This window comes from Dorea sp. OM07-5 (assembly GCF_003481355.1).
Taxonomy (GTDB): Bacteria; Bacillota; Clostridia; order Lachnospirales; family Lachnospiraceae; genus Dorea_D; species Dorea_D hominis.
The window spans coordinates 367-20802 of the sequence record NZ_QUKZ01000025.1 but is presented as its reverse complement, the minus strand read 5'-3'; the positions used below and the strand labels follow the sequence as shown (position 1 = coordinate 20802).

At 37.3% G+C, this 20436-nt stretch carries 18 protein-coding genes, 2 pseudogenes and 1 riboswitch; of the genes and pseudogenes, 12 read left to right on the top strand and 8 right to left on the bottom strand.

Going from position 1 to position 20436, the window contains the following annotated elements; all coding sequences use genetic code 11:
* Window positions 1–154: 154 nt before the first annotated feature.
* Window positions 155–508, bottom strand: a complete 354-nt coding sequence (locus tag DXC04_RS14715) for a cupin domain-containing protein (RefSeq protein ID WP_118288812.1) — start codon at window positions 506–508, stop codon at window positions 155–157.
* A 140-nt stretch (window positions 509–648) separates the two neighbouring features.
* Here DXC04_RS14715 and DXC04_RS14710 point away from each other — a divergent pair, with 140 nt between their 5' ends.
* Both DXC04_RS14710 and DXC04_RS14705 read left to right on the top strand, forming a co-directional pair.
* Window positions 649–981 carry a winged helix-turn-helix transcriptional regulator gene (locus tag DXC04_RS14710; protein ID WP_008373705.1) on the top strand — a complete coding sequence of 111 codons (333 nt, stop codon included), beginning with the start codon at window positions 649–651 and terminating at the stop codon, window positions 979–981.
* 91 nt (window positions 982–1072) lie between these two features.
* Window positions 1073–1282, top strand: coding sequence for a DUF6219 family protein (locus tag DXC04_RS14705; protein WP_008392833.1), 210 nt, complete (start codon window positions 1073–1075; stop codon window positions 1280–1282).
* 101 nt (window positions 1283–1383) lie between these two features.
* Here the strand turns inward: DXC04_RS14705 and DXC04_RS14700 are convergent.
* Window positions 1384–1632, bottom strand: a pseudogene (locus DXC04_RS14700) (ATPase); the annotation flags it as partial.
* A 36-nt stretch (window positions 1633–1668) separates the two neighbouring features.
* Window positions 1669–3369 (bottom strand): diguanylate cyclase domain-containing protein, encoded by a 1701-nt coding sequence (locus DXC04_RS14695; protein WP_243112173.1) that lies wholly within the window; start codon window positions 3367–3369, stop codon window positions 1669–1671.
* A gap of 285 nt (window positions 3370–3654) precedes the next feature.
* Here DXC04_RS14695 and DXC04_RS16055 point away from each other — a divergent pair.
* Both DXC04_RS16055 and DXC04_RS14685 read left to right on the top strand, forming a co-directional pair.
* Window positions 3655–3750: pseudogene (locus DXC04_RS16055) on the top strand (EFR1 family ferrodoxin); the annotation flags it as partial.
* 133 nt (window positions 3751–3883) lie between these two features.
* The gene (locus DXC04_RS14685) at window positions 3884–4738 is read left to right on the top strand and encodes a hypothetical protein (protein WP_118661279.1); all 855 of its coding nucleotides are present in this window, start codon (window positions 3884–3886) and stop codon (window positions 4736–4738) included.
* A gap of 380 nt (window positions 4739–5118) precedes the next feature.
* Here DXC04_RS14685 and DXC04_RS14680 read toward each other — a convergent pair whose 3' ends face one another.
* Window positions 5119–5604 (bottom strand): entericidin EcnA/B family protein, encoded by a 486-nt coding sequence (locus DXC04_RS14680; RefSeq protein ID WP_118661278.1) that lies wholly within the window; start codon window positions 5602–5604, stop codon window positions 5119–5121.
* Window positions 5605–5760: 156 nt separating this feature from the next.
* Here DXC04_RS14680 and DXC04_RS14675 point away from each other — a divergent pair, with 156 nt between their 5' ends.
* From DXC04_RS14675 to DXC04_RS14655, 4 genes are all read left to right on the top strand, one after another.
* Window positions 5761–6435 carry a response regulator transcription factor gene (locus tag DXC04_RS14675; RefSeq protein ID WP_044919842.1) on the top strand — a complete coding sequence of 225 codons (675 nt, stop codon included), beginning with the start codon at window positions 5761–5763 and terminating at the stop codon, window positions 6433–6435.
* Complete coding sequence (locus DXC04_RS14670) at window positions 6432–7784, top strand: sensor histidine kinase (protein WP_118661277.1); 1353 nt, start codon at window positions 6432–6434, stop codon at window positions 7782–7784. Before DXC04_RS14675 ends, DXC04_RS14670 begins: the two co-directional genes overlap by 4 nt.
* A 385-nt stretch (window positions 7785–8169) precedes the next feature.
* Complete coding sequence (locus DXC04_RS14660; protein WP_243112172.1) at window positions 8170–9966, top strand: ABC transporter substrate-binding protein; 1797 nt, start codon at window positions 8170–8172, stop codon at window positions 9964–9966.
* 145 nt (window positions 9967–10111) lie between these two features.
* Complete coding sequence (locus DXC04_RS14655) at window positions 10112–12256, top strand: ATP-binding protein (protein WP_117537999.1); 2145 nt, start codon at window positions 10112–10114, stop codon at window positions 12254–12256.
* Window positions 12257–12315: 59 nt separating this feature from the next.
* On the opposite strand, the gene DXC04_RS14650 is transcribed toward DXC04_RS14655, so the two are convergent.
* On the bottom strand, window positions 12316–12882 hold the full coding sequence (locus DXC04_RS14650; RefSeq protein WP_117537983.1) for a flavin reductase family protein: 567 nt from the start codon (window positions 12880–12882) through the stop codon (window positions 12316–12318).
* 119 nt (window positions 12883–13001) lie between these two features.
* Between DXC04_RS14650 and DXC04_RS14645 the strand changes: the two genes are divergently transcribed.
* Window positions 13002–13340, top strand: a complete 339-nt coding sequence (locus DXC04_RS14645) for a winged helix-turn-helix transcriptional regulator (RefSeq protein ID WP_117537982.1) — start codon at window positions 13002–13004, stop codon at window positions 13338–13340.
* A 405-nt stretch (window positions 13341–13745) separates the two neighbouring features.
* Window positions 13746–15764, top strand: coding sequence for an ATP-binding protein (locus tag DXC04_RS14640; RefSeq protein WP_118661275.1), 2019 nt, complete (start codon window positions 13746–13748; stop codon window positions 15762–15764).
* A gap of 41 nt (window positions 15765–15805) precedes the next feature.
* A riboswitch (cyclic di-GMP riboswitch) is annotated at window positions 15806–15881 on the top strand.
* Window positions 15882–15975: 94 nt separating this feature from the next.
* Here the strand turns inward: DXC04_RS14640 and DXC04_RS14635 are convergent.
* Window positions 15976–16332, bottom strand: a complete 357-nt coding sequence (locus DXC04_RS14635; RefSeq protein ID WP_021859506.1) for a VOC family protein — start codon at window positions 16330–16332, stop codon at window positions 15976–15978.
* The gene (locus DXC04_RS14630) at window positions 16329–17015 is read right to left on the bottom strand and encodes an MBL fold metallo-hydrolase (protein WP_021859507.1); all 687 of its coding nucleotides are present in this window, start codon (window positions 17013–17015) and stop codon (window positions 16329–16331) included. Before DXC04_RS14630 ends, DXC04_RS14635 begins: the two co-directional genes overlap by 4 nt.
* Before the next feature lie 836 nt (window positions 17016–17851).
* On the opposite strand from DXC04_RS14630, the gene DXC04_RS14625 reads away from it, so the two are divergent.
* A complete protein-coding gene (locus tag DXC04_RS14625; protein ID WP_117537978.1) occupies window positions 17852–19549 on the top strand; it encodes a carbon starvation CstA family protein in 1698 nt (565 codons plus the stop codon).
* Between the two features lie 167 nt (window positions 19550–19716).
* On the opposite strand, the gene DXC04_RS14620 is transcribed toward DXC04_RS14625, so the two are convergent.
* Window positions 19717–20007 (bottom strand): hypothetical protein, encoded by a 291-nt coding sequence (locus tag DXC04_RS14620; protein WP_021859509.1) that lies wholly within the window; start codon window positions 20005–20007, stop codon window positions 19717–19719.
* Window positions 20008–20223: 216 nt separating this feature from the next.
* Between DXC04_RS14620 and DXC04_RS15640 the strand changes: the two genes are divergently transcribed.
* On the top strand, window positions 20224–20436 hold a 213-nt coding region (locus DXC04_RS15640), incomplete at its 3' end, for a hypothetical protein (RefSeq protein ID WP_199692557.1).

The window sequence follows — 20436 nt, the reverse complement described above, 5'->3', positions numbered from 1 at the left end:
TTTATTATTTTTTATTGTCCTCTTGACGGGGAGCATACCAATTTCGTGTTGGAACAGCCGTGGCTCAGTTTATTTTTTTATCCGTACAAACGAGACTGTTCCGCAGATTATGTAGAACAGACAATAAATAATTTTTGTAAATAAATACTTTTAATTAGCCGATTACGGCATCCTCTGCTGTAAAATGTTCCAGAGAATTTTCTTTTACCTGAATGCAGATATAAGTAATTCCAGAAATATCGGATGCAAAAAACTGACGCTTTGCAGCAGGTGCGATTTTTAGCCAGTCTCCAGTTGAAAGGCTAATTTCTTCTCCATCAATTACGGCTTTGCCGTTACCTGAAAGAATTCCATAGATTTCTTCATTATCTTTATGAGAATGAACAAATGGGACATTTGCTCCTGCAGGTAGTTCGTTTAAACTGATTTCTGCACCTGTTAAAGACAACTTTTCATGCAGCTCAATTCGGTTTTCCTTTCCAATAGTTGTTTTTGTGTAATTTGCCATAATAACCTCCATAGTTAATTTGTAGTTTCTGGTTGCTTGGTATTAGTATAGTGTGAGACACATACAAAAACAAGTACGCACCTTTTTGTAACTGTACACTCAAAAATGAATGTGTTACAATAGACTCGGAGGTGGGAATTATGCGAGCAAAAGAAGAATTACCGGAATGCCCAGTTGCAACAGCAGTATCTCTTATCGGAGGAAAATGGAAACTGCTGATTTTGCGTAACTTGAAAGAGCGTCCATGGAGATTCAATGAGCTACAACGAAGTATAGATGGTATTTCACAAAAGGTTTTGACAGATAGTTTAAGACAAATGATGAGTGATGGGCTGGCATATCGCCACGATTACCATGAGCAGCCACCGAGAGTTGAATACGGCTTAACGGAACTCGGAACAAAAATGCTTCCAATTGTTAATTCACTTGCTGACTTTGGTAACTACTATAAATCAATTATTGAACAGAATTAAGAACGTTAGTATTTGAAAAGCTTGAACAATTCTAGTTTGTATATATCTTTTAAAAGGTATATGATTAAGAAAAACGGCAGGAGGTATCTGAATGAAATCACATAAATATTGGTCTATCGGTGCACTGATTACAATGCTTGGAACTTTTTATACAGGTTATAAGGGATCAAAAGAAGGTCATAAGTACTTTGCAGCAAGTTCTTTGCTTTGTATGATTATGGCTATTTATACAGGACACAAGATGATTTCTGGTAAAAGTAGGAAGAAAAAAGAAGTTTCAGTAGAGAGTGTTGAAGATTAAAAAACAAAATATTTTAATAAATAACGCCGGTGCGGGATTTTTGATATCCAGTACTGGCGTTATTTATTCTACAGGGGCTTGGGGGTGTCAGTTCGCCTTGCTTATTCTTGTAGTAACCAATCGGCTATATCGTGAATTACGATTCCTTCATAGCTATATTGGGGATGTTTGGTTCTAGCAATAATCATTTTCGGATAAGCATCTCGAATCTGAAGCCGAGGAAAGCATTCTCTCTCAAATGTTTACTGCCCGGAAATGTTGTCGCTGATCTGAATATAAAACTTCTCGTTGCTTCTCTGAGCAACAAAGTCGATTTCCTTTTGATAGAGCTTGCCGACATAAACATTATATGAAAATAGATCATACGCTCTGTTTTTTGCAATATTTTATCTTGCGAATTTATCATTGTAACGAATATGCATATCTTCCCAATCCATGAACAATACATAAAATACTTTCCCGTATTGCGGGCTCTCTACAATTCTTCCCTGATCAAGAACAGAAAAATAAGTTCCGTCAGCTTTTCGAAGATGAAAGTGAATATAGTCATTTTCATTGCCATTGTCAATCTGTTCCCAGATACTTGATTCTATCTGTTGCTGTTCATCTTCACGAATCAAGTTGCGAAAACTTTTCTCAGTAAGTCTGAACAGTTCATCTATATCTTTATATCCGGACATATGAAGAAATTCATCATTTGCAAAAAATAGTTCATCATCTTCTTTGTCAGCTCTGTATATGATGAATGCACCTGGAAGATGTTCAGAGATATCCTTGAATGTGAATCCAAGTTGTTTGCGGGCACCTGACCGAAATCCTTCTCTGTAGACCATACATCCATTTTTTCCACGAAGCTTTATTTCATAAAGAGCGGCATCTGCGCAGCGCATGAGTTGTGAACGATTGGATGCAAATGTTGGATATTCTGCATATCCTAGAGAAATATAAAATGCATGTTCCTTACCATGGTATGAGAATGATTTAGGAAGTTTGGTGAATTTCTGCAGCTGTATATCTGCTTCTGCAAAAGTACAATTTGGTAAAAGAATGCAGAATTCGTCACCACCATTTCTTCCAAGTAATGCATCGGATGGGAAAAAAGTCTTCATGCTGTCTGCAAGATTCTTTAGTGCCCTGTCTCCGTAATTATGTCCATAGATATCATTAATAAACTTGAAATCATCGATATCAAGGAGCGCAGCCACAAAATGTGCTTTTTGATTTTTTTGAATCATTTTTTCTGCAAATTCATCAAATCCATAGCGGTTATAAATATTTGTAAGAGAATCTGTGCGCGCCAGTATCTGAAACTTTTTCTTATGTTCATTTTCTACTAACCATATTCTGGTAAGAACTGACAGGAGAAGGCTTATTGTAAGAAACATTCCGATGATGATTATCAGTAGAGTGGCATTTCTCCATCCACTTTTAGGACTTACTTCAAATTTCCAGTTTTCATCTCCTATTGTAAATGTATAAGAAACAGGATGATTTGTTTGCCCATCTGATTGATAAACCACTTTATAAGTATCACTCCATGGAGCGACTGTTTTTGAAATTTTATATTCGTATCCAAAATTTGAAAGTGCACTGATTGAATCTGAAAAAATATCCGGAACACGCAGGATAACAATAGTAAATCCCCAGAAATACTCATGTCCGTTTTTATCTTTCAGGTATACGGGATTGCGGACTGCAATTCCATATCCTCTCTGTTTTAATTTGAAGGGGCCCTGCGTAATGATTGTATGGTTGTCTCTTGCGTAACAGGAAATTTTTCCGCGGTCTTTATCATGGATCAAATCAATCTTACCTGTCTCATTTCCATTAGCCGGATAAATATCTGTAACAACACCATTAGGAGCGAGCTGTACACTTTCAATAGAATCAGACATAAGATTTCCTGCAATTGTTTCAAACTGATGGATTTCGCCATCTTCACTTATTAAGATTTGCTTCAAGGTATCTGTGATCTCAATTCCATTTGTAATTTCATTCTTTATTCGTTCGCCATAGGTGGCTACGTTTAATTGTGCTGTTATGTGTCTCTGCTCTTTTTCGTGGGTGTCTGTTTTGTATACAATCAAACTAACAAGGCATATGCCCAGTAAAAAAGTGATAAGAGGCACAAGTGCTTTTTTTTTCACTTGGTTCACCTCGTTTTGTCTATGGGAATTTTTACAATAAAGCATTATAGCACAGAAATCGAAAAACAGAATAGGTTTTATGAAAAAATGAAAGCTTACAGGTGCGAAGCGAATCTGGTTTGTGATGGATTGTGGCAGTGAAATCGGAGATGCAGCAAAATATAATCGCAGGCTTGCCGAGAAAAAGAAATGGCAGTATATGGGAACAGCGCAGATTGTGATGCCTGTACACATTGTATGGCATGCATCTGCTATTGCCCGGCGGAAGCTATCGAATATGGAAAGAAGAGCGTTGGAAAACCACGCTATCATCTGGATTGATAAATGTAAAGAAATATTAAGAATATTATTCTATATTTTTAATAATTGTTTGCTATAATAATTTCGTAAATGAAGAGCATATCTTTATATTAGAACAGTGTTTTTGTGTAGTGCAATAGAAGGAGAAATCATCATGAAAAATACTTATTTCAAATCAGTAAAAGTAGCTTTGTCCTGTGCCCTTGTGGCATCTATGTGTCTGGCATTTCCGACGATGACGAAGGCGGCATCTGTAAGAAATGTGCCGGTCAAAAAGGAAATATCGGCGGATGTTACCGGCGATGGTAAGATGGATAAGATACTCGTAAAAACAATCATAGGAAAAGATGATTGTGTAAGTCGAGTGAAAATCACAGTAAATAATAAGCTGGCATATTCTAAGAGTTATGCAAATCAGGGCATCAACTCTGTGAATGCGAAGTATGCCAGAATGACAAATAAAAATGAATTCGTCCAGCTGATGGCAATCGGTGATAATGACTGTATCAATGACAACAAAATTTACAGATATGATAATAAATCCAAAAAGTTTGTATGTGTAAGTAAATTAGATGATACAGCATGCGAGATCGTATCTGCAAAGAAAAACAGCCTGACGCTCAAACATGCAGATCAGCCGGCTGAAACAGGTTGGCTCAATTGGACGATGGATTATCGAGTAAGCAACAACAAGCTTGTATTAGCAGATGCAACAACATCTACTGTAAAAAGTATAATCGGCAATGACCGCAACGATTACTACAGTAAATTATTTAAGAAAAACACTTTTGTAACTGCAAAAAAAGTAAACCTCTATAACGGTAGTAAAGTCGCATGTAAAGTTCCGGCAGGAAAGAAAGTAGTTTTGAAAAAGCTTACATTCTCTAACGGAAAAATTTATCTTGAGTTCCGGTATGGAAAGAAGGCTGGCTGGATGAGTGTAAATAATGAAAATTATAATTACAGATCACCTTATTTCAAATCCGTTTCCAATCGATTAGTTGGATAGAGCCGGTGACAGAGTAATTGAAAAAGAGTATAATGAGTCCTATAAAATTGCAATTGGGAAATGAAAAATGATCAATTTCCAGCTAACATTTGGGTTTCGCTCTGTTGTCACCCCTTATTCGGGGATGTAAATCAGAAAAAGGCGGGAAAAGAAACAATCTCTCCCAACTGTTGCTGATCTATGACAGAATAATGATCGAATCTTATTATATCTGATGTCTATTAACAGTTTACTAAAAAAGAGCATGTGGAGAAAAGCCATATGCTCTTTTCTGTACTAAATTTCAGAAAAATACAAAATTTTCATAAAATAATTATCTACCTCCTACCCGATTTTAGAAATTAAGAAAGTTCTGCCACATTCTTGTAGCCCAGACGGAATTAATCATCAATGCCGTATTTGTTTTCCAGCGCTTCTTCTGCTAATTCCAGTTCATCTTCCAGTTTTTCAATCGCGCGTTCTCTCGTTTTGTATATCTCGAAGCTAATCTCTTTCATCTGGTAAGCATACTCAAATTCATCATCAAGTTTATCCAGTTCGTCATCAACTGCGTCTACCTGTTTTTTCAAAGCGTAAAATTGTTTGTGATTCTCAGATGCATTTGTAGATCTTTTTGCCTTGTTTACACTTTTTGTTATATTACGGATATCATTTTCATAAGAAGAGAAATCATAATCCTTTTCGTTCACATTCTCTACTGCGTTTTCTGTGTTACTGATGTTATCATCATCGTCATCTGTATTTGATGTTACAACTTCCTGTGTCTTAATTTCCATATCTTCTGCAGCTTCATTATTGGATGAGGTGCATCCTGTAAAAGCAAATATTAATGTGAGGGATAATAAAACTACTAATAATTTTTTCATAACATGTTCTCCTTTCGGCTCTTGGGTGTTTTGTTTTTGCTGTTATATGTATCATATAGGGGGAAGATTAAAAAAAGATTAAAACAAATAGTAATTTCAGAAAATGAAAAAAGGGCTCTAGTACCCGAAAACGATTGGTATTATAATAATTACATTATGAGATTACTGATTGTAGAAGACGAAAATGATTTAAGAAACATTGTCAAAAAAAGGCTTGTCAAGGAACATTACAGTGTAGATGCCTGTGGGGATGGTCTGGAAGCGATGGATTATATCGATATGACTTCCTACGATGGTATTATTCTTGATATCATGTTGCCGGGAAAGGACGGATATGAAATCTTAAGAGAATTAAGGCGACGAGAAGATGATACACCGGTTCTGTTACTGACAGCAAAAGACAGCATTGAAGACCGCGTCAAAGGACTGGATCTTGGTGCCGATGATTACCTGATCAAACCATTTGCATTTGAAGAACTGCTTGCAAGAATCCGTGTCATGATGCGTAGAAAGCCACAATTTACATCCAATCAACTAAAAATAGCAGATCTTATTCTGGATCGTGACACAAGAAAGGTTACAAGAGCCGGGAATGAGATTGATCTTTCTGCAAAAGAATTTATGGTTTTGGAATGTCTTATGCGCAACAAAAATATCGTAATGACAAGACAGCAGATTGAGCAGAATGCGTGGGACTTTGATTTTGAAGGTGGTTCCAATGTGATCGACGTATACATTCGCTATTTGCGAAAAAAAATCGATGCACAATATGAACAAAAACTCATCCACACTGTTCGCGGTGTCGGATATGTAATGAGGGAAAACGAATGAAACAGCTGACGATCAAGAAAAAAATTACGCTATGGTACACCGGAATCATTGCCGTAGTTCTTGGGACTATTTTAGTTTTCGTCCTTCTTTTTGTGGATAGGGTTGGAATTTCTGCGACAGAAGAAGAAATCAGTGCCGCAGTGACCGGTTTCTCTTCAAATATTAATTTTCAGGATGATTCCTTTTATCTTGACGGCGATACCGAATTTTACGATGACGGTATTATGTTTTGTATTTATGACAAAAACGGACGATTACTTTATGGAAGGATTCCAACCCAATTTCCAGAAGAAATTATCCTCAAGTCGAATACACCGCGAATGATAACCGGATCAAATCGAAAATGGATGATATATGACAGCATTTACACTTACGGTGATGATGACGAAATATGGGTACGAGGAATTACCTCTGTACATTCTATAGAACTTTTCATGCAGACATCCGAGAAAATGCTGTTGATTGTATTCCCATTACTTATTATTCTGATCGGGGCCATCGGATATTTTATGATCAAACGGGCATTGAGACAGGTGGATCTTATCTGCGATGAAGTTGAAAACATCAGCAATGGAAAAGATCTTTCCAAACGATTGTCTCTGCCAAAAGCAAACGATGAATTATACGAATTGTCGGAGAAATTTAACGGAATGTTCGAGCGATTGGAACTTTCATTTGAGAAGGAACGTCAATTCACATCAGACGTATCCCATGAACTGCGAACTCCCGTTGCTGTTATCATTTCCCAGTGTGAGTACTTATTGGAAAATGAAAACTTATCTGCGGAAGATAAGGAAGAGATTGCAGTCATCTTAAAGCAGGCAAAACGAATGTCAAAGCTGACAAGCGAAATGTTAATGATCGCCAGAAACGAACAGGGCGAGCAGCATCTGATGGAAAAACTGGATTTTGGTTTATTAAGCGAATTTGTAATAGAAGAACTGCAGACAAAAGCACAGGAAAAAAATATCGAGATCACCTTGCAAAAGCAGGATGACTTATTTATGAATGGCGACCAGACATTGATTTTGCGTATGATGATAAATTTAATAACCAACGCCATCAATTACGGAAAAATAAATGGACATATCCATGTTATCCTGAAGGCCGAAAATGACCAGATTGTCGGAGAAGTGAAAGATGATGGTATTGGAATAAGTGAGGAACACCTGGACAGAATCTGGGAGCGTTTCTATCGCATAGACAAAAGCCGTTCCAGAGAAAATGGCGGTACCGGACTCGGCCTTTCTATGGTGCGTTGGATTGTAAATCTCCACAATGGAACCATTCACGTCGAAAGTATCGAAGGTATCGGAACGAGTTTTATTTTCCGATTTCCAAAAATATAAGGAGCTATCGCTGTATAGTCATCATGAAGCCATGTTCTTCTATATCCGTAAATTTTATGTCTTTTAAAGTGTGGAGTAATTGTTCTGTGGTATAAGTCCCTTTCAAGGAGCGGTCTTGCTCTTATTTGTACCCCTCTATATAACGAAACGCTCAGAGGCTGTTTTACAGTGGGGAAAAGAAAAAATAAAAATTTTTTTCATTAACGTGAAAAATATAGACGTGAAAAAATAAAATGCTATAATTGAAAGAATTGAGACAAAGCAGATGAAAATCTGTGACACAAAGCTAAAGGGCTTGTAAAACGAAAATATTGAAATGTGTTTTAATCGAAAGAATAAGGAATTTGACGTATGCAAAAAAACAAAATATTATCTGGCCGCATTGGTGTCAGGTGTACTTTTAGTAACTGGTATTTTGGCTGGGTGTGGACAATCTAAAAAGGACGATCACCTTACCGTGTATCTGTGGGAAAATCGTTTAATGAAAAATATTGCTCCTTACATCCATGAGCAGTTTCCAGATCAGGATATTGAATTTATTATTGGAAATAATGACACTGATTTATATAGCTATTTTAAAGAGCATGGTGAGTTGCCGGACATCATGACAGTACGTCGATTCTCTGGAACGGATGCGCAGGATTTACAGCCATATCTTATGGATTTTGCTTCTTATGATGTGGTTTCTAAGTACTATTCCTATGCAGTGGAATATTATAAGAATACAGATGATGAAATTCAGTGGTTGCCAATCTGTGCACTTCCGCAGACGATTATTGCCAACAAGACACTGTTTGATCAGTATGGAATCAAAGTTCCGGAAAATTATGAAGAATACGTACAGGTTTGCCAGCAATTTTATGATAAGGGTATAAAACCTTACTCGATGGACCTTGCAGAAGACTGGTCAAATCAAGAAATAATTCAGGCGGCAGCGATTGGTGAATTTACAAGTTTGGATGGTATTGACTGGCGAAACAAAGCCGAAACTTCAGCTGGTGAAATAAAATTTGACGACGTACTATGGAAAAGAATTTTTTCGGAAACAAGTCAGTTCCTTAAAGATTCGCATTTTAGTAAAGAGGATATTAATGTTAATAGTAATACAGGAACTCAGATGTTTGTTGAAGGAAAATCAGCAATGTTTCATGGACAGCCTACAGATATGCAAAAATTACAAGATCAGATGGATGCGGAACTAATTCGTATTCCTTATTTTTCACAGACTTCAGATAGTTCTTTTGTGTATATGTTCCCATCCTTAAATATTGCATTCAATAAAGAATTGGAAAAAAACCAGGAAAAACTGGATACAGCATTAGATGTGCTGGATTGTATGAACTCGGAACAGGGACAAAAACTGATTGCAGATGGAAGTGGTGTGATTTCGTTTAACACAGATGTTCCATCAATGATGCAGAATGTACCAGGCTTGGAAGAAGAAATTAAGGATACTTTTATTTATATCCGATATTCTGCTCAAAAATCATTCGATGCCAGTCTTGAAGCTGTTCACGGATTATTATCAGGAAAAATGGATGAAATGCAGGCTTATAATGCTTTTCGTAGTGCAATGAATAGTAAAGATTCAAAAGAAAAAAGTACAGTGAATTTTGGAAACGAGTATTCCATTTCATTGAATGATAAGAGCGGTCGAGATGCAGCATCATCTATTTTAACTACAATCAGAGAAGAAAATGATGCACAGTTGGCTCTGACACCATATTATTATTATACTTCTTCTATTTACAAAGGAGAATGCACCAGAAGCCGGGTCGGTCTGATGACAGCGAAGAATTCAGATACCCCATTATATCTTGTAAAGCTCAACGGTGAGCAGGTTTATGAACTCGTTAAAAAATACCTTACAGAGGCTGATGAGAATTTTTATGTAACCACAAAATACGAATTGCCGATTGCATCTGGTATGAAAATAATTGTCAAAAACGAAGAAAACGGATTCTCATTAAAGGATATAACAATAAATGATAAAAAAATAGACACAGAAAAAGAATATTCCATTCTTCTTACGGATACGACAAAATCTATTTTGAAAAAAATTAATCCAAAATGTGCTATTGAGCAAATAGAGGATACAACATTATCTAGTGCATGGATTGCGGCCATGTCAAATGGGCAGCAACCGTCAGCACCAGAAGACTATATAGAGGTTGAAAAATAAAGTGCAAATAGAACAAGAGATAATTAAGAGAAAAAAAATAATAATGCCATTGTTTGTCATAATTTTCATTCTTTTAAGTTTTGTTTTTGTAAAGTTTCTGTTGAATAGGATGAATACATATATTGAGGTAAATGGAGAAATCAGTATGGAAGCTGTTGTCGAACAGATTCAACAGACCTATGATATGCAAGTGAGTGGATACTATAGACAGTTACATTTAGTTGAGAGCTATCTGCATAAAGAGAAGAAAATATCCCTTGAAACGGATAATAACCGAAACTTTTTTAAGGCATGGGAAAAAGAATCTGAGAGTACACTTTTATTTCTACAGGAAAATGGAAAAGCTATAACCTCAGATGGAACAAAACTGAAAGTTGATATGCCTAGTAAGCTTTTGCTGGATTTGAGAAACGGATTTAATATTGGAAAATTGGTCGCTTTTGAATTTGAACAAGTGAAAAAAGACGGTTATTTGGTAGCAATTCCATGTCAGGAATATACGATTAATGGGGAAACTTATACAGCGATTGGAACAGTGTATGATCATTCGAAATTAGACTCCATGTTAGATCTTGGAGGATATGATGGAAGTGCATATCTCTTCATGTTGGATGATGATGGAAATATTACTTATACGAACCAGAAGGATGACATTTTTTTTCGAAATTATTCATTACTGAAACATTTGAAAAGTGATTATGCTATAACAGAAAAAGAGTTTGATTCTCTGAATAAAAAGATTGCGGGGAGAAAAAAGGGAGTAGAACTTTTGGGGAAAGATGAGCCTTATTATTTGGGATATTGTCCGATAGAAAGCAACAATACGATGTTGATTTGTATTGTAAAAAAAGCGACAGTAGATAATGTGTTGAAAGAATACCAGAAAATGATTGGGTTTACTACAATGCTCATGACAGGATTTATAATCTTGCTTTTTGCTGGATTATTCTACAGTATTTCCAGATTCAGTATTGCAAATCAAAAAGTTAAATTTGAAAAAAGAAACAATGAGCTTCAGGCAATGGCTATAAGCGAAATGGAAGAAGTTAATAAAAATCTGAAAAAGGCTAAGAACATTGCTACTGAGGCTCTACAGACCGCTGAAAATGCAAATAAGGCAAAAACAGATTTTTTATCCAATATGTCGCATGATATTCGCACACCTATGAACGCAATCATTGGTATTATATCATTAATCAGACATAATGCCGGTGACAAAGAAAAAGTTATAGAGTATACAGATAAAATAGCTATTTCTTCTCAGCATCTATTAGGAATTATTAATGATGTTTTGGATATGAGCAAGATTGAAGCTGGAAAAACAGTTTTCAAATATTCTGATTTTTCTATTCTGGATTTTATAGAAGAACTCAATACAATATTTCATTCACAGGCAAACGAAAAAAATCAGAGTTTTATAATCATAAAAGAAAACCTTAAACATGAGTGGGTAAATGGCGACAAGGTTCATCTGATGCAGATTTTCAGTAATCTGTTGTCTAATGCAATAAAGTACACACAGGAAGGTGGAGTAATCCAGTTTATAGCAGAAGAAAGTGAGACAAACTCTTCTACATATGGAAAATATCATTTTATAGTCAGTGACAATGGTATGGGAATGTCTGCTGATTTTAAAGAAACTATCTTTGACGCGTTTATTCGTGCAGAAAGTTCCGTAACAAACAAAATACAGGGAACTGGTCTGGGAATGGCAATCACTAAAAATCTGGTTGAATCGATGGGGGGAACGATTGAGGTTGAAAGCGAACCGAATCGCGGAAGTAGTTTTAAAGTAATCTTAAATCTAAAAATTGTGGAGAACAGAGTAGTTTCTTCGACAGAACAGATAGAAATGCATGAGACAGATAGTGATATTCTGGATGGAATGCGCTTCCTTTGTGCAGAGGATAATGAGTTGAATGCAGAAATCCTAATGGAATTATTAAAGCTTGAAGGTGCAGAGTGTACTATTTGTGAAAATGGCAAAAGGATTTTGGAAGCATTTGAACAGTCCGTGCCCGGTGAGTATGATATGATCTTGATGGATGTACAAATGCCTGTTATGAATGGTTATGAGGCAACGAAGGCAATCCGTAGAAGTTCACATGAACAGGCAAAGACGATCCCGATTATTGCTATGACTGCCAATGCATTTTCAGAGGATATGCAGCACACTCTCGCTGCTGGAATGAATGCTCATATTTCAAAACCAGTTGATATGAAGTTGTTGAAGAAAACCATAAGAAATATAAAACTTGGGGGGGACGAAGCCCAATTTATTGATCAATAATCACTAAAGAGAAATAAGAAGGAGCCTTTGCTTATGCGAAAGCTCCTTTTCTGCACACCTTACTTTTTCAGCTTTAAGCCATCTCGAAATGCTTCGCCCACACGCTCGGTGACTTTATAATAGCCGTGGGTGTAGGGGTCAAATGCGATGGCGTTGACCTTAGACATATCAATTTTCCCATCCACCATAACGCTCTCATCGGCAGTGACATTGACCACCTTGCCGATGACGCCGCATCCGTATTCATTATTCTGATACTCGATGAACCTGCACTCCAGGCAGAGAGGAAATTCGTTGATGACAGGGGCATCTACTTTTTCTGCTTTGCTGGCGGTCAGACCGCTGCGGGCAAATTTATCGGCAACTTTATTGCCGGACTCTACGCCGAAATAGTCTGCTTCCACTATGTGGGCTGCATCGGCAACGCTGATGGTGAATGCTCCCCGAGTCTTGATGTTCTGTACGGTCTTGTGTGTCTCGGTGAGGTTCAGAACAACGGAATCCCGCTCCTGCATGGTACCCCATGCGGCATTCATGACATTGACGCTGCCGTCCTCGTTGTAAGTTGCAACCATCAGAACCGGCATGGGAAAAATGCCTTCGGTAATTTTCAGTTTTGTTCTCATGATAACTCCTCCTTGTGATCATATTGACAGGACTGTTCCTCCTGCTTATAATTATATCCATGCATATTATAAATTCAAGTACTGGCAATTATGATAGGTACTATCTTAGGAGAAAGTAAATGATACAGAACTATATTGAGAACGCCAATTTCGAGGACACTGGCTTTGCCTACACGTTGTCGCTGATCTCCGGCAAGCACAAGATGGTCATTCTTTACTGCCTGATGGAGTTTGAAACCGTGCGGTTCAATGAACTGAAACGGTATCTGAAAACCATTTCCGACAAGACCCTCAGCATGAATCTCAAGGAACTGGAAGCAGATAGACTGATCGTCCGTACCGAGTATCCGCAGATCCCACCGAAGGTGGAGTACTCCTTGTCTGAGCGTGGAAAGTCGCTGATGAAGGTGCTGGATCAGCTCTGTGTCTGGGGCGAGGAGAATCGACTGACAGAGTAATAACTTTAAGTTTATGAAATCATAGAGTGTATGGATTCAAATTCCATATGCTCTTTTTCTTTGTTAGGGTCTTGCCCTAACAACAATCACAATACATAAAATCCATTTCTTTTATCTTCGCAAAGATAATATTATTAAAAAGTTAAAATATATAGCAAGTACATTTAATGCACAGTCAGATCCGGGTGTAGCCACCAAATATATTATTATTTCTTCTTGGGGAAATTGTCATGAACATATGTCATGAAAAATGATGGCGGAATAATATGTCGCTGTGATATAATAAAGTAAGCAATTTGACATGTATATTCAGACTTTTTTGGAAGAGAATGAAACGTGGATAAATTTTAAAAATAAAACAGAAAACTTAAAGCCTTTTCAGTCTTTTAAGAGAGAGGGAAGCGTATGAATGATTTCAAAAAACTTACAGAGCAACTTTTGAAAATATATATTAATGCCGAATCAATAAATGATTTTGGTATAGAGAATTATTTTGATGAAAATATTAGTCTGATTGGAACCGGGAAACATGAGTTGTTTACGAATCTACATGAGTTTTTAGAATCATTTAAAGTTGGTATAAAACGAAGAGGTAAAATCAGAATCGAAATACAAAATTTACATCAGGAAGAAGAACGGCTTGATGATGACCATGTTCTTGCACATGGAACAGTAGATTTTATTGGTCTGTTTAAAGATGGTTCGATCTGTTTTAAAATGGAGACAAGATTTACGATTATCTACAAGTGGACGAATGGAAAATGGCTGGTTCAGCATCTGCATCAGTCAACACCGGATTTGGAGCAGATGGACGGCGAAGAGTTCCCTCTTACATTGGGAAAGCAGGTGAAAAAAAACCGGCAGGCCTTTCATGCATTAGGCACTGCCTATTATCAAATCTCAAGGCTGAACTTAAAAACGAAAAAGATCGAACTTGTCAAAAGATCCCGAAAAACAGATTTGGATATAAAAGATAATATCGCAGATTGGAAGCCTCAGTTCAAGATTATAGAAGATATTATAGCAGAGCCATTTGTGCAGAAGTATATAGATTTTTTTGATATACAAACCATGGCGGCACGTCTTCATAATAAAGAATCTATGTCTTCTGAATTCAAAAAGAAGAATGGATCATGGTTTCTTTCCATGGTTGTTCCGCAGAGTTATGATAAAAATGGAAATGTTACATCCGTGCTGATTGCGAATCGAGATGTGACAGATGAAAAAATGCGGGAATTAAAGCAAGAGGAAGAATTGCGGGAAGCTAAATTAAAAGCAGAATGTGCAAATAAAGCAAAATCATCATTTCTGTATAATATGTCTCATGACATCAGGACTCCTATGAATGCGATCATTGGCTATGCAGATCTCGCATCCAGACATTTGAAAGAAACAGATAAGCTTGGCAGATATCTTGAAGAAATCCAAATATGCGGAAAAGAACTTTTGTCGATGCTAGGTAATGTTTTGGACATTGCAAGAATTGAAAATAACAAGGTCGAAATGGAATACACTGTTTCGAATGTCCATGAATGCTTTGAAAATTGTGTCATTATGTTCCAACAACAGGCAGAAAGTAAAAACCAGACGATCTCTCTGGCAGAACAAATCATGTATCCGTATGTATATATGGATGCACCGCACCTGTCAGAAGTCTGTCTTAATATTATAAGCAATGCAATAAAGTATACAAATACAGGAGGTACGATATCCTGTAATGTTATACAGAAATCTTGCGAAAGAGAAGATTGGTGCAATATGATCGTTACTATTACCGATAATGGAATTGGTATGTCTGAGGAATTTCAAAAGCGTATTTTTGAAATTTTTGAAAGAGAACGTAACACTACATCCAGTCATATTGAGGGCAGCGGCATCGGAATGTGCATTACGAAAAAGCTTGTTGAACTCATGGATGGAACTATAGAAGTGAAAAGCAAGCAAGGTAAAGGTTCCACATTTACAGTAACTATTCCATGCAGGAAAGCATCAAAAGAAGACTCTATAGTGAAGAAAAATAGTAATCTGAGCAATAAGAATTGCTTGAATGGTGTTCGAATCTTATTAGTCGAAGATAATAAGATCAACACGGAGATTGCAACAGAACTATTGAAGGAAGAAGGCTGTATTGTTGAGACCGCAAATGATGGTGTTGCATGCGTTGACATGATTGAAAAAGCGGATGCCGGTTATTACAAGATGATCCTTATGGATATTCAGATGCCGGTTATGAACGGATATGATGCCACATTAGCAATCCGAAAGATGAAGGATACGAAAAAAGCCAGGATTCCGATTATTGCGATGACTGCCAATGCCTTTGCAGAAGATACACAAAAGGTTCTTTCTGTTGGAATGAATGCTCATGTTGCAAAGCCTGTTGATATGAACATTCTTGTGCCAACAATGATGAAATATTTATAATAAACAGAATTAATGAAAAATGTACAATATAATACAAATAAAAGATTCGTCGGCAAATCAGTCGAAAGGCTGAGACGCAAAGCTATAGGGTCTGTAAAATGACAGCCAGTTGCAACGTTTAAGATGCACTGCCTGAAAAGGCAGTGCATTTTTCCTTTAGAGTTATGCCGTGAAATAACTTGTTAATTATGTCGACCCCCCTTCGTTTTGTTTAAGGCAGGATTTCAAGCCAGTACCCGTCCGGATCTTCAATGAAATAGATGCCCATTTCCGGGTTTTCAAAGCAAATGCAGCCCATTTCTTCATGCTTCTTGTGAGCTGCTTTATAATCATCTGCTTTAAATGCCAGATGAAATTCACATTCGCCAAGATCATATGCCTGCGGGTGTTCCTTAAGCCAGGTCAGTTCCAGTTCGAAATCACTGGAATCATTGCTTAAATATGCAATGATAAAATCGTCTGTAGTTTTTCTTCTTACTTCATGTAAGTCAAGTGCATCATTGTAAAATTTGATGGATTTGTCCAGGTCGGACACATTGTAGTTTTCGTGAATCATCTTAAAGCTCATAGTTCTTCTCCTTTTGCTAATTCTGTATTTCTGATTCGTGATGGGTATTGTGGATATTCGGTAATGAATCTGGTGATTATATCCGGCTTATTCCAATAATGCATTGGAAAAACATTTTTGCAGTCTATATTATCCAGAAAATAAATCATTCCGTCTGCATAGTGGCTTTCCTGCCTTGGATCAAGAGGGACGAAAGCAACATCAAAATGATCGCCCTTGATCTTGTTAATCTCAGCACGATACATAGAGGTCATCTGGCGGTTGTCTTCATCAGGCTCGCCCTCCCAATACCAGTCATTCAGGTCACCGGCATGGTAGATCGTGCCATCGTCTGTTTTGACGATAAATGCGACACCACTGTCGTTAGAAAGCAGTGTATGGATGCGCGTACCGTTGTCAAGAATATATTCCTGATCATGATGAGCAGTTGTGATCTTCACTCCTGCCGGGTACTTCTTTTTGCTGATATCTTTCGCTAAAACTGCCTGATAAGTCATTTCCATATCATTCAGAATCTTAAAAATCTTTGGATTGAAATGATCCGGATGAAAATGACTGCAAAAGACGATAACCTCTTTACTCTTATCAAGTTTTGGAAGCTCCCCTTTATAGTAGTCAAAAATGTAGTAGCAGTCCGCAGTTTCAACCAAAAATCCACTGTGGTTAATGTAAGTTATTTGCATAATATCACCTGTTATTATACTTTTTCATATTCTGTAAACTCCAGGTCGGAGCAGTAGAATATGTATATTATAAGTTACAATTTATTATACCTTTTCACAGTATATAATGCCAGAGGCAAAAACTGAAAACACGATGTGCTTGCCAGGAAATGTTTTTTAGTTCGCAGATGTTATTAAAAAGTTCATTATGAATATAAGCATTGCCTGTGGAATAAAGAAGCATAATATCAGGCTGATGTTCAATGGTCATTCTTACAATAATGCAAATGCATGTTGTAAATGGAACAGAAAAGTATATTATTAACGAAAATTTTATAAATATGCATAAAAAATACTCGGAAAAATCAATAAAGTTGTTGAAATATAATCTTGAAATTCAAAACAAAAAAGTGTAAAACATTATGTATAAAAAATAAATTGATAAAAACATATATATAAGAAATGCGATGAAAGGGATACGTCACAAAACATCCGGAATTCAGAGAGTCGTTGGTTGGTGTGAAACGACAGAAAGACTTTTGAGATATCACCCAGGAGCATCCCGCTGAACAGACGGAATCAGGAAGAGCATAAAAAGTAGGCAGGGACGTAATCTTCACGTTACAGAAGAAACTGTTTAAAGAAAATTTTATTCAGAAGTTGAACAGACAGATTATAATAAAGAATCTGCATAAAATATTTTGGGTAGACAGTAACAAGTGATTGTAATTAGCAATAATTACAATAATACAAAGTGGTACCACGGAAAGTTCCGCCTTTGTTGTCCGGAAGGACAGCAAAGGCGTTTTTTTATATAGATTACTAATAAATAATAAAAAGAAAAGAGGAATTACTTTATGAGTGGAATATTGATGATGGTAATTGCCATTGTTGTACTCGGAGGAGCATATCTTCTGTATGGCCGTTATCTTCAAAACAAATGGGGCATTGATCCGAATGCCAAAACTCCGGCATATGAGATGGAAGACGGAGTTGATTATGTACCTGCTGACACAAACGTAGTATTTGGACATCAGTTTGCATCAATCGCAGGTGCAGGTCCGATCAACGGACCAATCCAGGCAGCCATTTTCGGATGGCTTCCGGTTCTGCTTTGGATCCTGGTCGGTGGTGTATTCTTCGGCGCTGTTCAGGATTTTGCATCTATGTATGCATCTGTTAAGAACAAAGGACGTACAATCGGTTACATTATTGAAGAGTATATTGGAAAATTAGGAAAGAAATTATTCCTGTTATTCTGCTGGCTGTTCTGTATTCTGGTCGTAGCAGCATTTGCAGATGTTGTAGCCGGAACATTTAACGGATTCAATGCAGATGAAGCCGGAAAGATTACAAAAGTAGTTGCAAACGGAGCTGTAGCAACAACTTCTATGTTATTTATCATTGAAGCTGTCGGACTTGGAATGTTCCTGAAATATACAAAATTCAACAAATGGGTAAACACAGCAGTAGCAATTGTATTATTAGTATTAGCAGTAGCACTTGGACTTCATTTCCCGGTATACTTAAGCCTTGGAGTATGGCATGTCATCATTTTTGCATATATCCTGGTTGCCAGTGTGGCGCCGGTATGGGCATTGCTTCAGCCGCGAGATTATCTGAACAGTTATCTGTTGATCTTCATGATCGTTGGAGCAGTTATTGGTGTATTTGTATCAAATCCATCCTGCAACCTGAAAGCATTTACAAGCTTTAATGTTGACGGACAGTATATGTTCCCAATCTTATTCGTAACAATCGCATGTGGTGCAGTTTCCGGATTCCATTCACTGGTATCTTCCGGTACTGCTTCTAAACAGATCAAGAATGAGAAAAACATGCTTCCTGTATCTTTCGGAGCAATGTTAATGGAGAGTATGCTTGCAGTTATAGCACTGATCGCAGTTGCTTCTTTTGCAAAAGGTGAAGCAGCAGCACAGGGATTGACAACACAGCCACAGATTTTTGCGGGAGCAATCGCAAACTTCCTGTCAGTGGTTGGTTTACCACATAGCCTTGTATTTACACTTATCAACCTTGCAGTATCTGCATTTGCACTGACATCACTTGACTCTGTAGCCAGAGTAGGACGTCTTTCTTTCCAGGAATTCTTCCTTGATGACGATGTAGATCAGGACAACATGAGTCCGTTCTTAAAAGTAGTAACAAATAAATATTTTGCAACCATCATTACTTTAGTACTTGCTTATCTACTTACAAAAGTCGGATATGCAGAGATCTGGCCACTGTTTGGTTCAGCAAACCAGTTATTATCTGTACTTGCACTGGTAGCCTGCGCTGTATTCTTAAAGAAAACAAAACGTCAGGGATTCATGCTCTGGGGACCAATGGTATTCATGATGGCAGTTACATTTACAGCACTTAGCATGACAATCGTTAAATTAAGCAAAGCATTCATGACAACCGGACTGGATGTTGGAAATACTTTACAGCTTATCTTTGCGGTATTACTGCTGATTCTTGGTGTGCTTGTAGCTATTCAGGGAGTGAAGAAATTGCTTGAAAAAACGGACGATAAGAAAGCGACAGCTTAGAGTTTGAGCATAGAGATTGAATGAAATTAAGGAAAGTATGTACTTTCCGGTAAAAAAATAAAAAATAAAAAGGCGAGGCATGACTCTTAAGAATCGTGCCTTGCCTTTTCTCTTATTTCTTCATTTTTTCGCTTGCTATGGAAACGAAAAGTTCTTTATTCTCTGATTTACCCGAAATTCTTCTTCCATAATTCGTCTAATTTATCCAGAGCATCGGATAATTGTGTCTGTTGTTCACTGTTCAAACCATTGATTACCATATCTTCTTCCAGTCCCCAACTGTCGAGATCATCTGCAATCTGTCCGGCGCGTGCACCGCAGCGGATCAGCTTCCGGACAAGAGTTTCTTTCGTTGCTGTCTCAGCAATTCCGTGAAGAGCGCGTCCCTTTGCACAGCTTAATGCATTGATCGGACAGGCGTTCTCACAGCCTGTGCAATGTTCTTCTGTAGTTGCCATTCTATTTCCCTCGTTTCTTAAAAATCATGTTTATATTTTAACGTATAATATAAAACTTGTAAATTATATATCCACAGCATCTCTGCGTTACAAATCTTTGTATTGCAGTGTTATAAGTTAAGAAATTTTCAATGATGATTGAACGTATAAGTGAAAGGATTTTCCTTTTTCTGCCTTTATATAAGTATCAGATTTGGTACGAAAAGGAGGTAGTTTATGAGGAAACGAGCGTGGAAGAGGATTATAAGCACGCTGCTGATCGTGTGTATGCTGGCGGGCGTAGCGCCGGTGACGCAGATGCAGCAGGTGGAAGCATTTGACATCTTAGGAATTGTTGAGAGAATGGGCTGCGTTGTCCGCGGCGGAATGAATGCATATGAGACAGCAAAAAAAGAAAACTGGGATGCAGGAGAAGCATTTTTCGGTACT

Bases quoted from the DNA above. Each gene is read 5' to 3' on its own strand.
- DXC04_RS14675 (WP_044919842.1), top strand. From the start codon at position 5,761: ATGAGATTACTGATTGTAGAAGACGAAAATGATTTAAGAAACATTGTC.
- DXC04_RS14650 (WP_117537983.1), bottom strand. From the start codon at position 12,882: ATGAGAACAAAACTGAAAATTACCGAAGGCATTTTTCCCATGCCGGTT.
- DXC04_RS14705 (WP_008392833.1), top strand. From the start codon at position 1,073: ATGAAATCACATAAATATTGGTCTATCGGTGCACTGATTACAATGCTT.
- DXC04_RS14685 (WP_118661279.1), top strand. From the start codon at position 3,884: ATGAAAAATACTTATTTCAAATCAGTAAAAGTAGCTTTGTCCTGTGCC.
- DXC04_RS14630 (WP_021859507.1), bottom strand. From the start codon at position 17,015: ATGCAAATAACTTACATTAACCACAGTGGATTTTTGGTTGAAACTGCG.
- DXC04_RS14715 (WP_118288812.1), bottom strand. From the start codon at position 508: ATGGCAAATTACACAAAAACAACTATTGGAAAGGAAAACCGAATTGAG.
- DXC04_RS14625 (WP_117537978.1), top strand. From the start codon at position 17,852: ATGAGTGGAATATTGATGATGGTAATTGCCATTGTTGTACTCGGAGGA.
- DXC04_RS14645 (WP_117537982.1), top strand. From the start codon at position 13,002: ATGATACAGAACTATATTGAGAACGCCAATTTCGAGGACACTGGCTTT.
- DXC04_RS14640 (WP_118661275.1), top strand. From the start codon at position 13,746: ATGAATGATTTCAAAAAACTTACAGAGCAACTTTTGAAAATATATATT.
- DXC04_RS14710 (WP_008373705.1), top strand. From the start codon at position 649: ATGCGAGCAAAAGAAGAATTACCGGAATGCCCAGTTGCAACAGCAGTA.
- DXC04_RS14635 (WP_021859506.1), bottom strand. From the start codon at position 16,332: ATGAGCTTTAAGATGATTCACGAAAACTACAATGTGTCCGACCTGGAC.
- DXC04_RS14655 (WP_117537999.1), top strand. From the start codon at position 10,112: ATGGAAGCTGTTGTCGAACAGATTCAACAGACCTATGATATGCAAGTG.
- DXC04_RS14670 (WP_118661277.1), top strand. From the start codon at position 6,432: ATGAAACAGCTGACGATCAAGAAAAAAATTACGCTATGGTACACCGGA.
- DXC04_RS14680 (WP_118661278.1), bottom strand. From the start codon at position 5,604: ATGAAAAAATTATTAGTAGTTTTATTATCCCTCACATTAATATTTGCT.
- DXC04_RS14620 (WP_021859509.1), bottom strand. From the start codon at position 20,007: ATGGCAACTACAGAAGAACATTGCACAGGCTGTGAGAACGCCTGTCCG.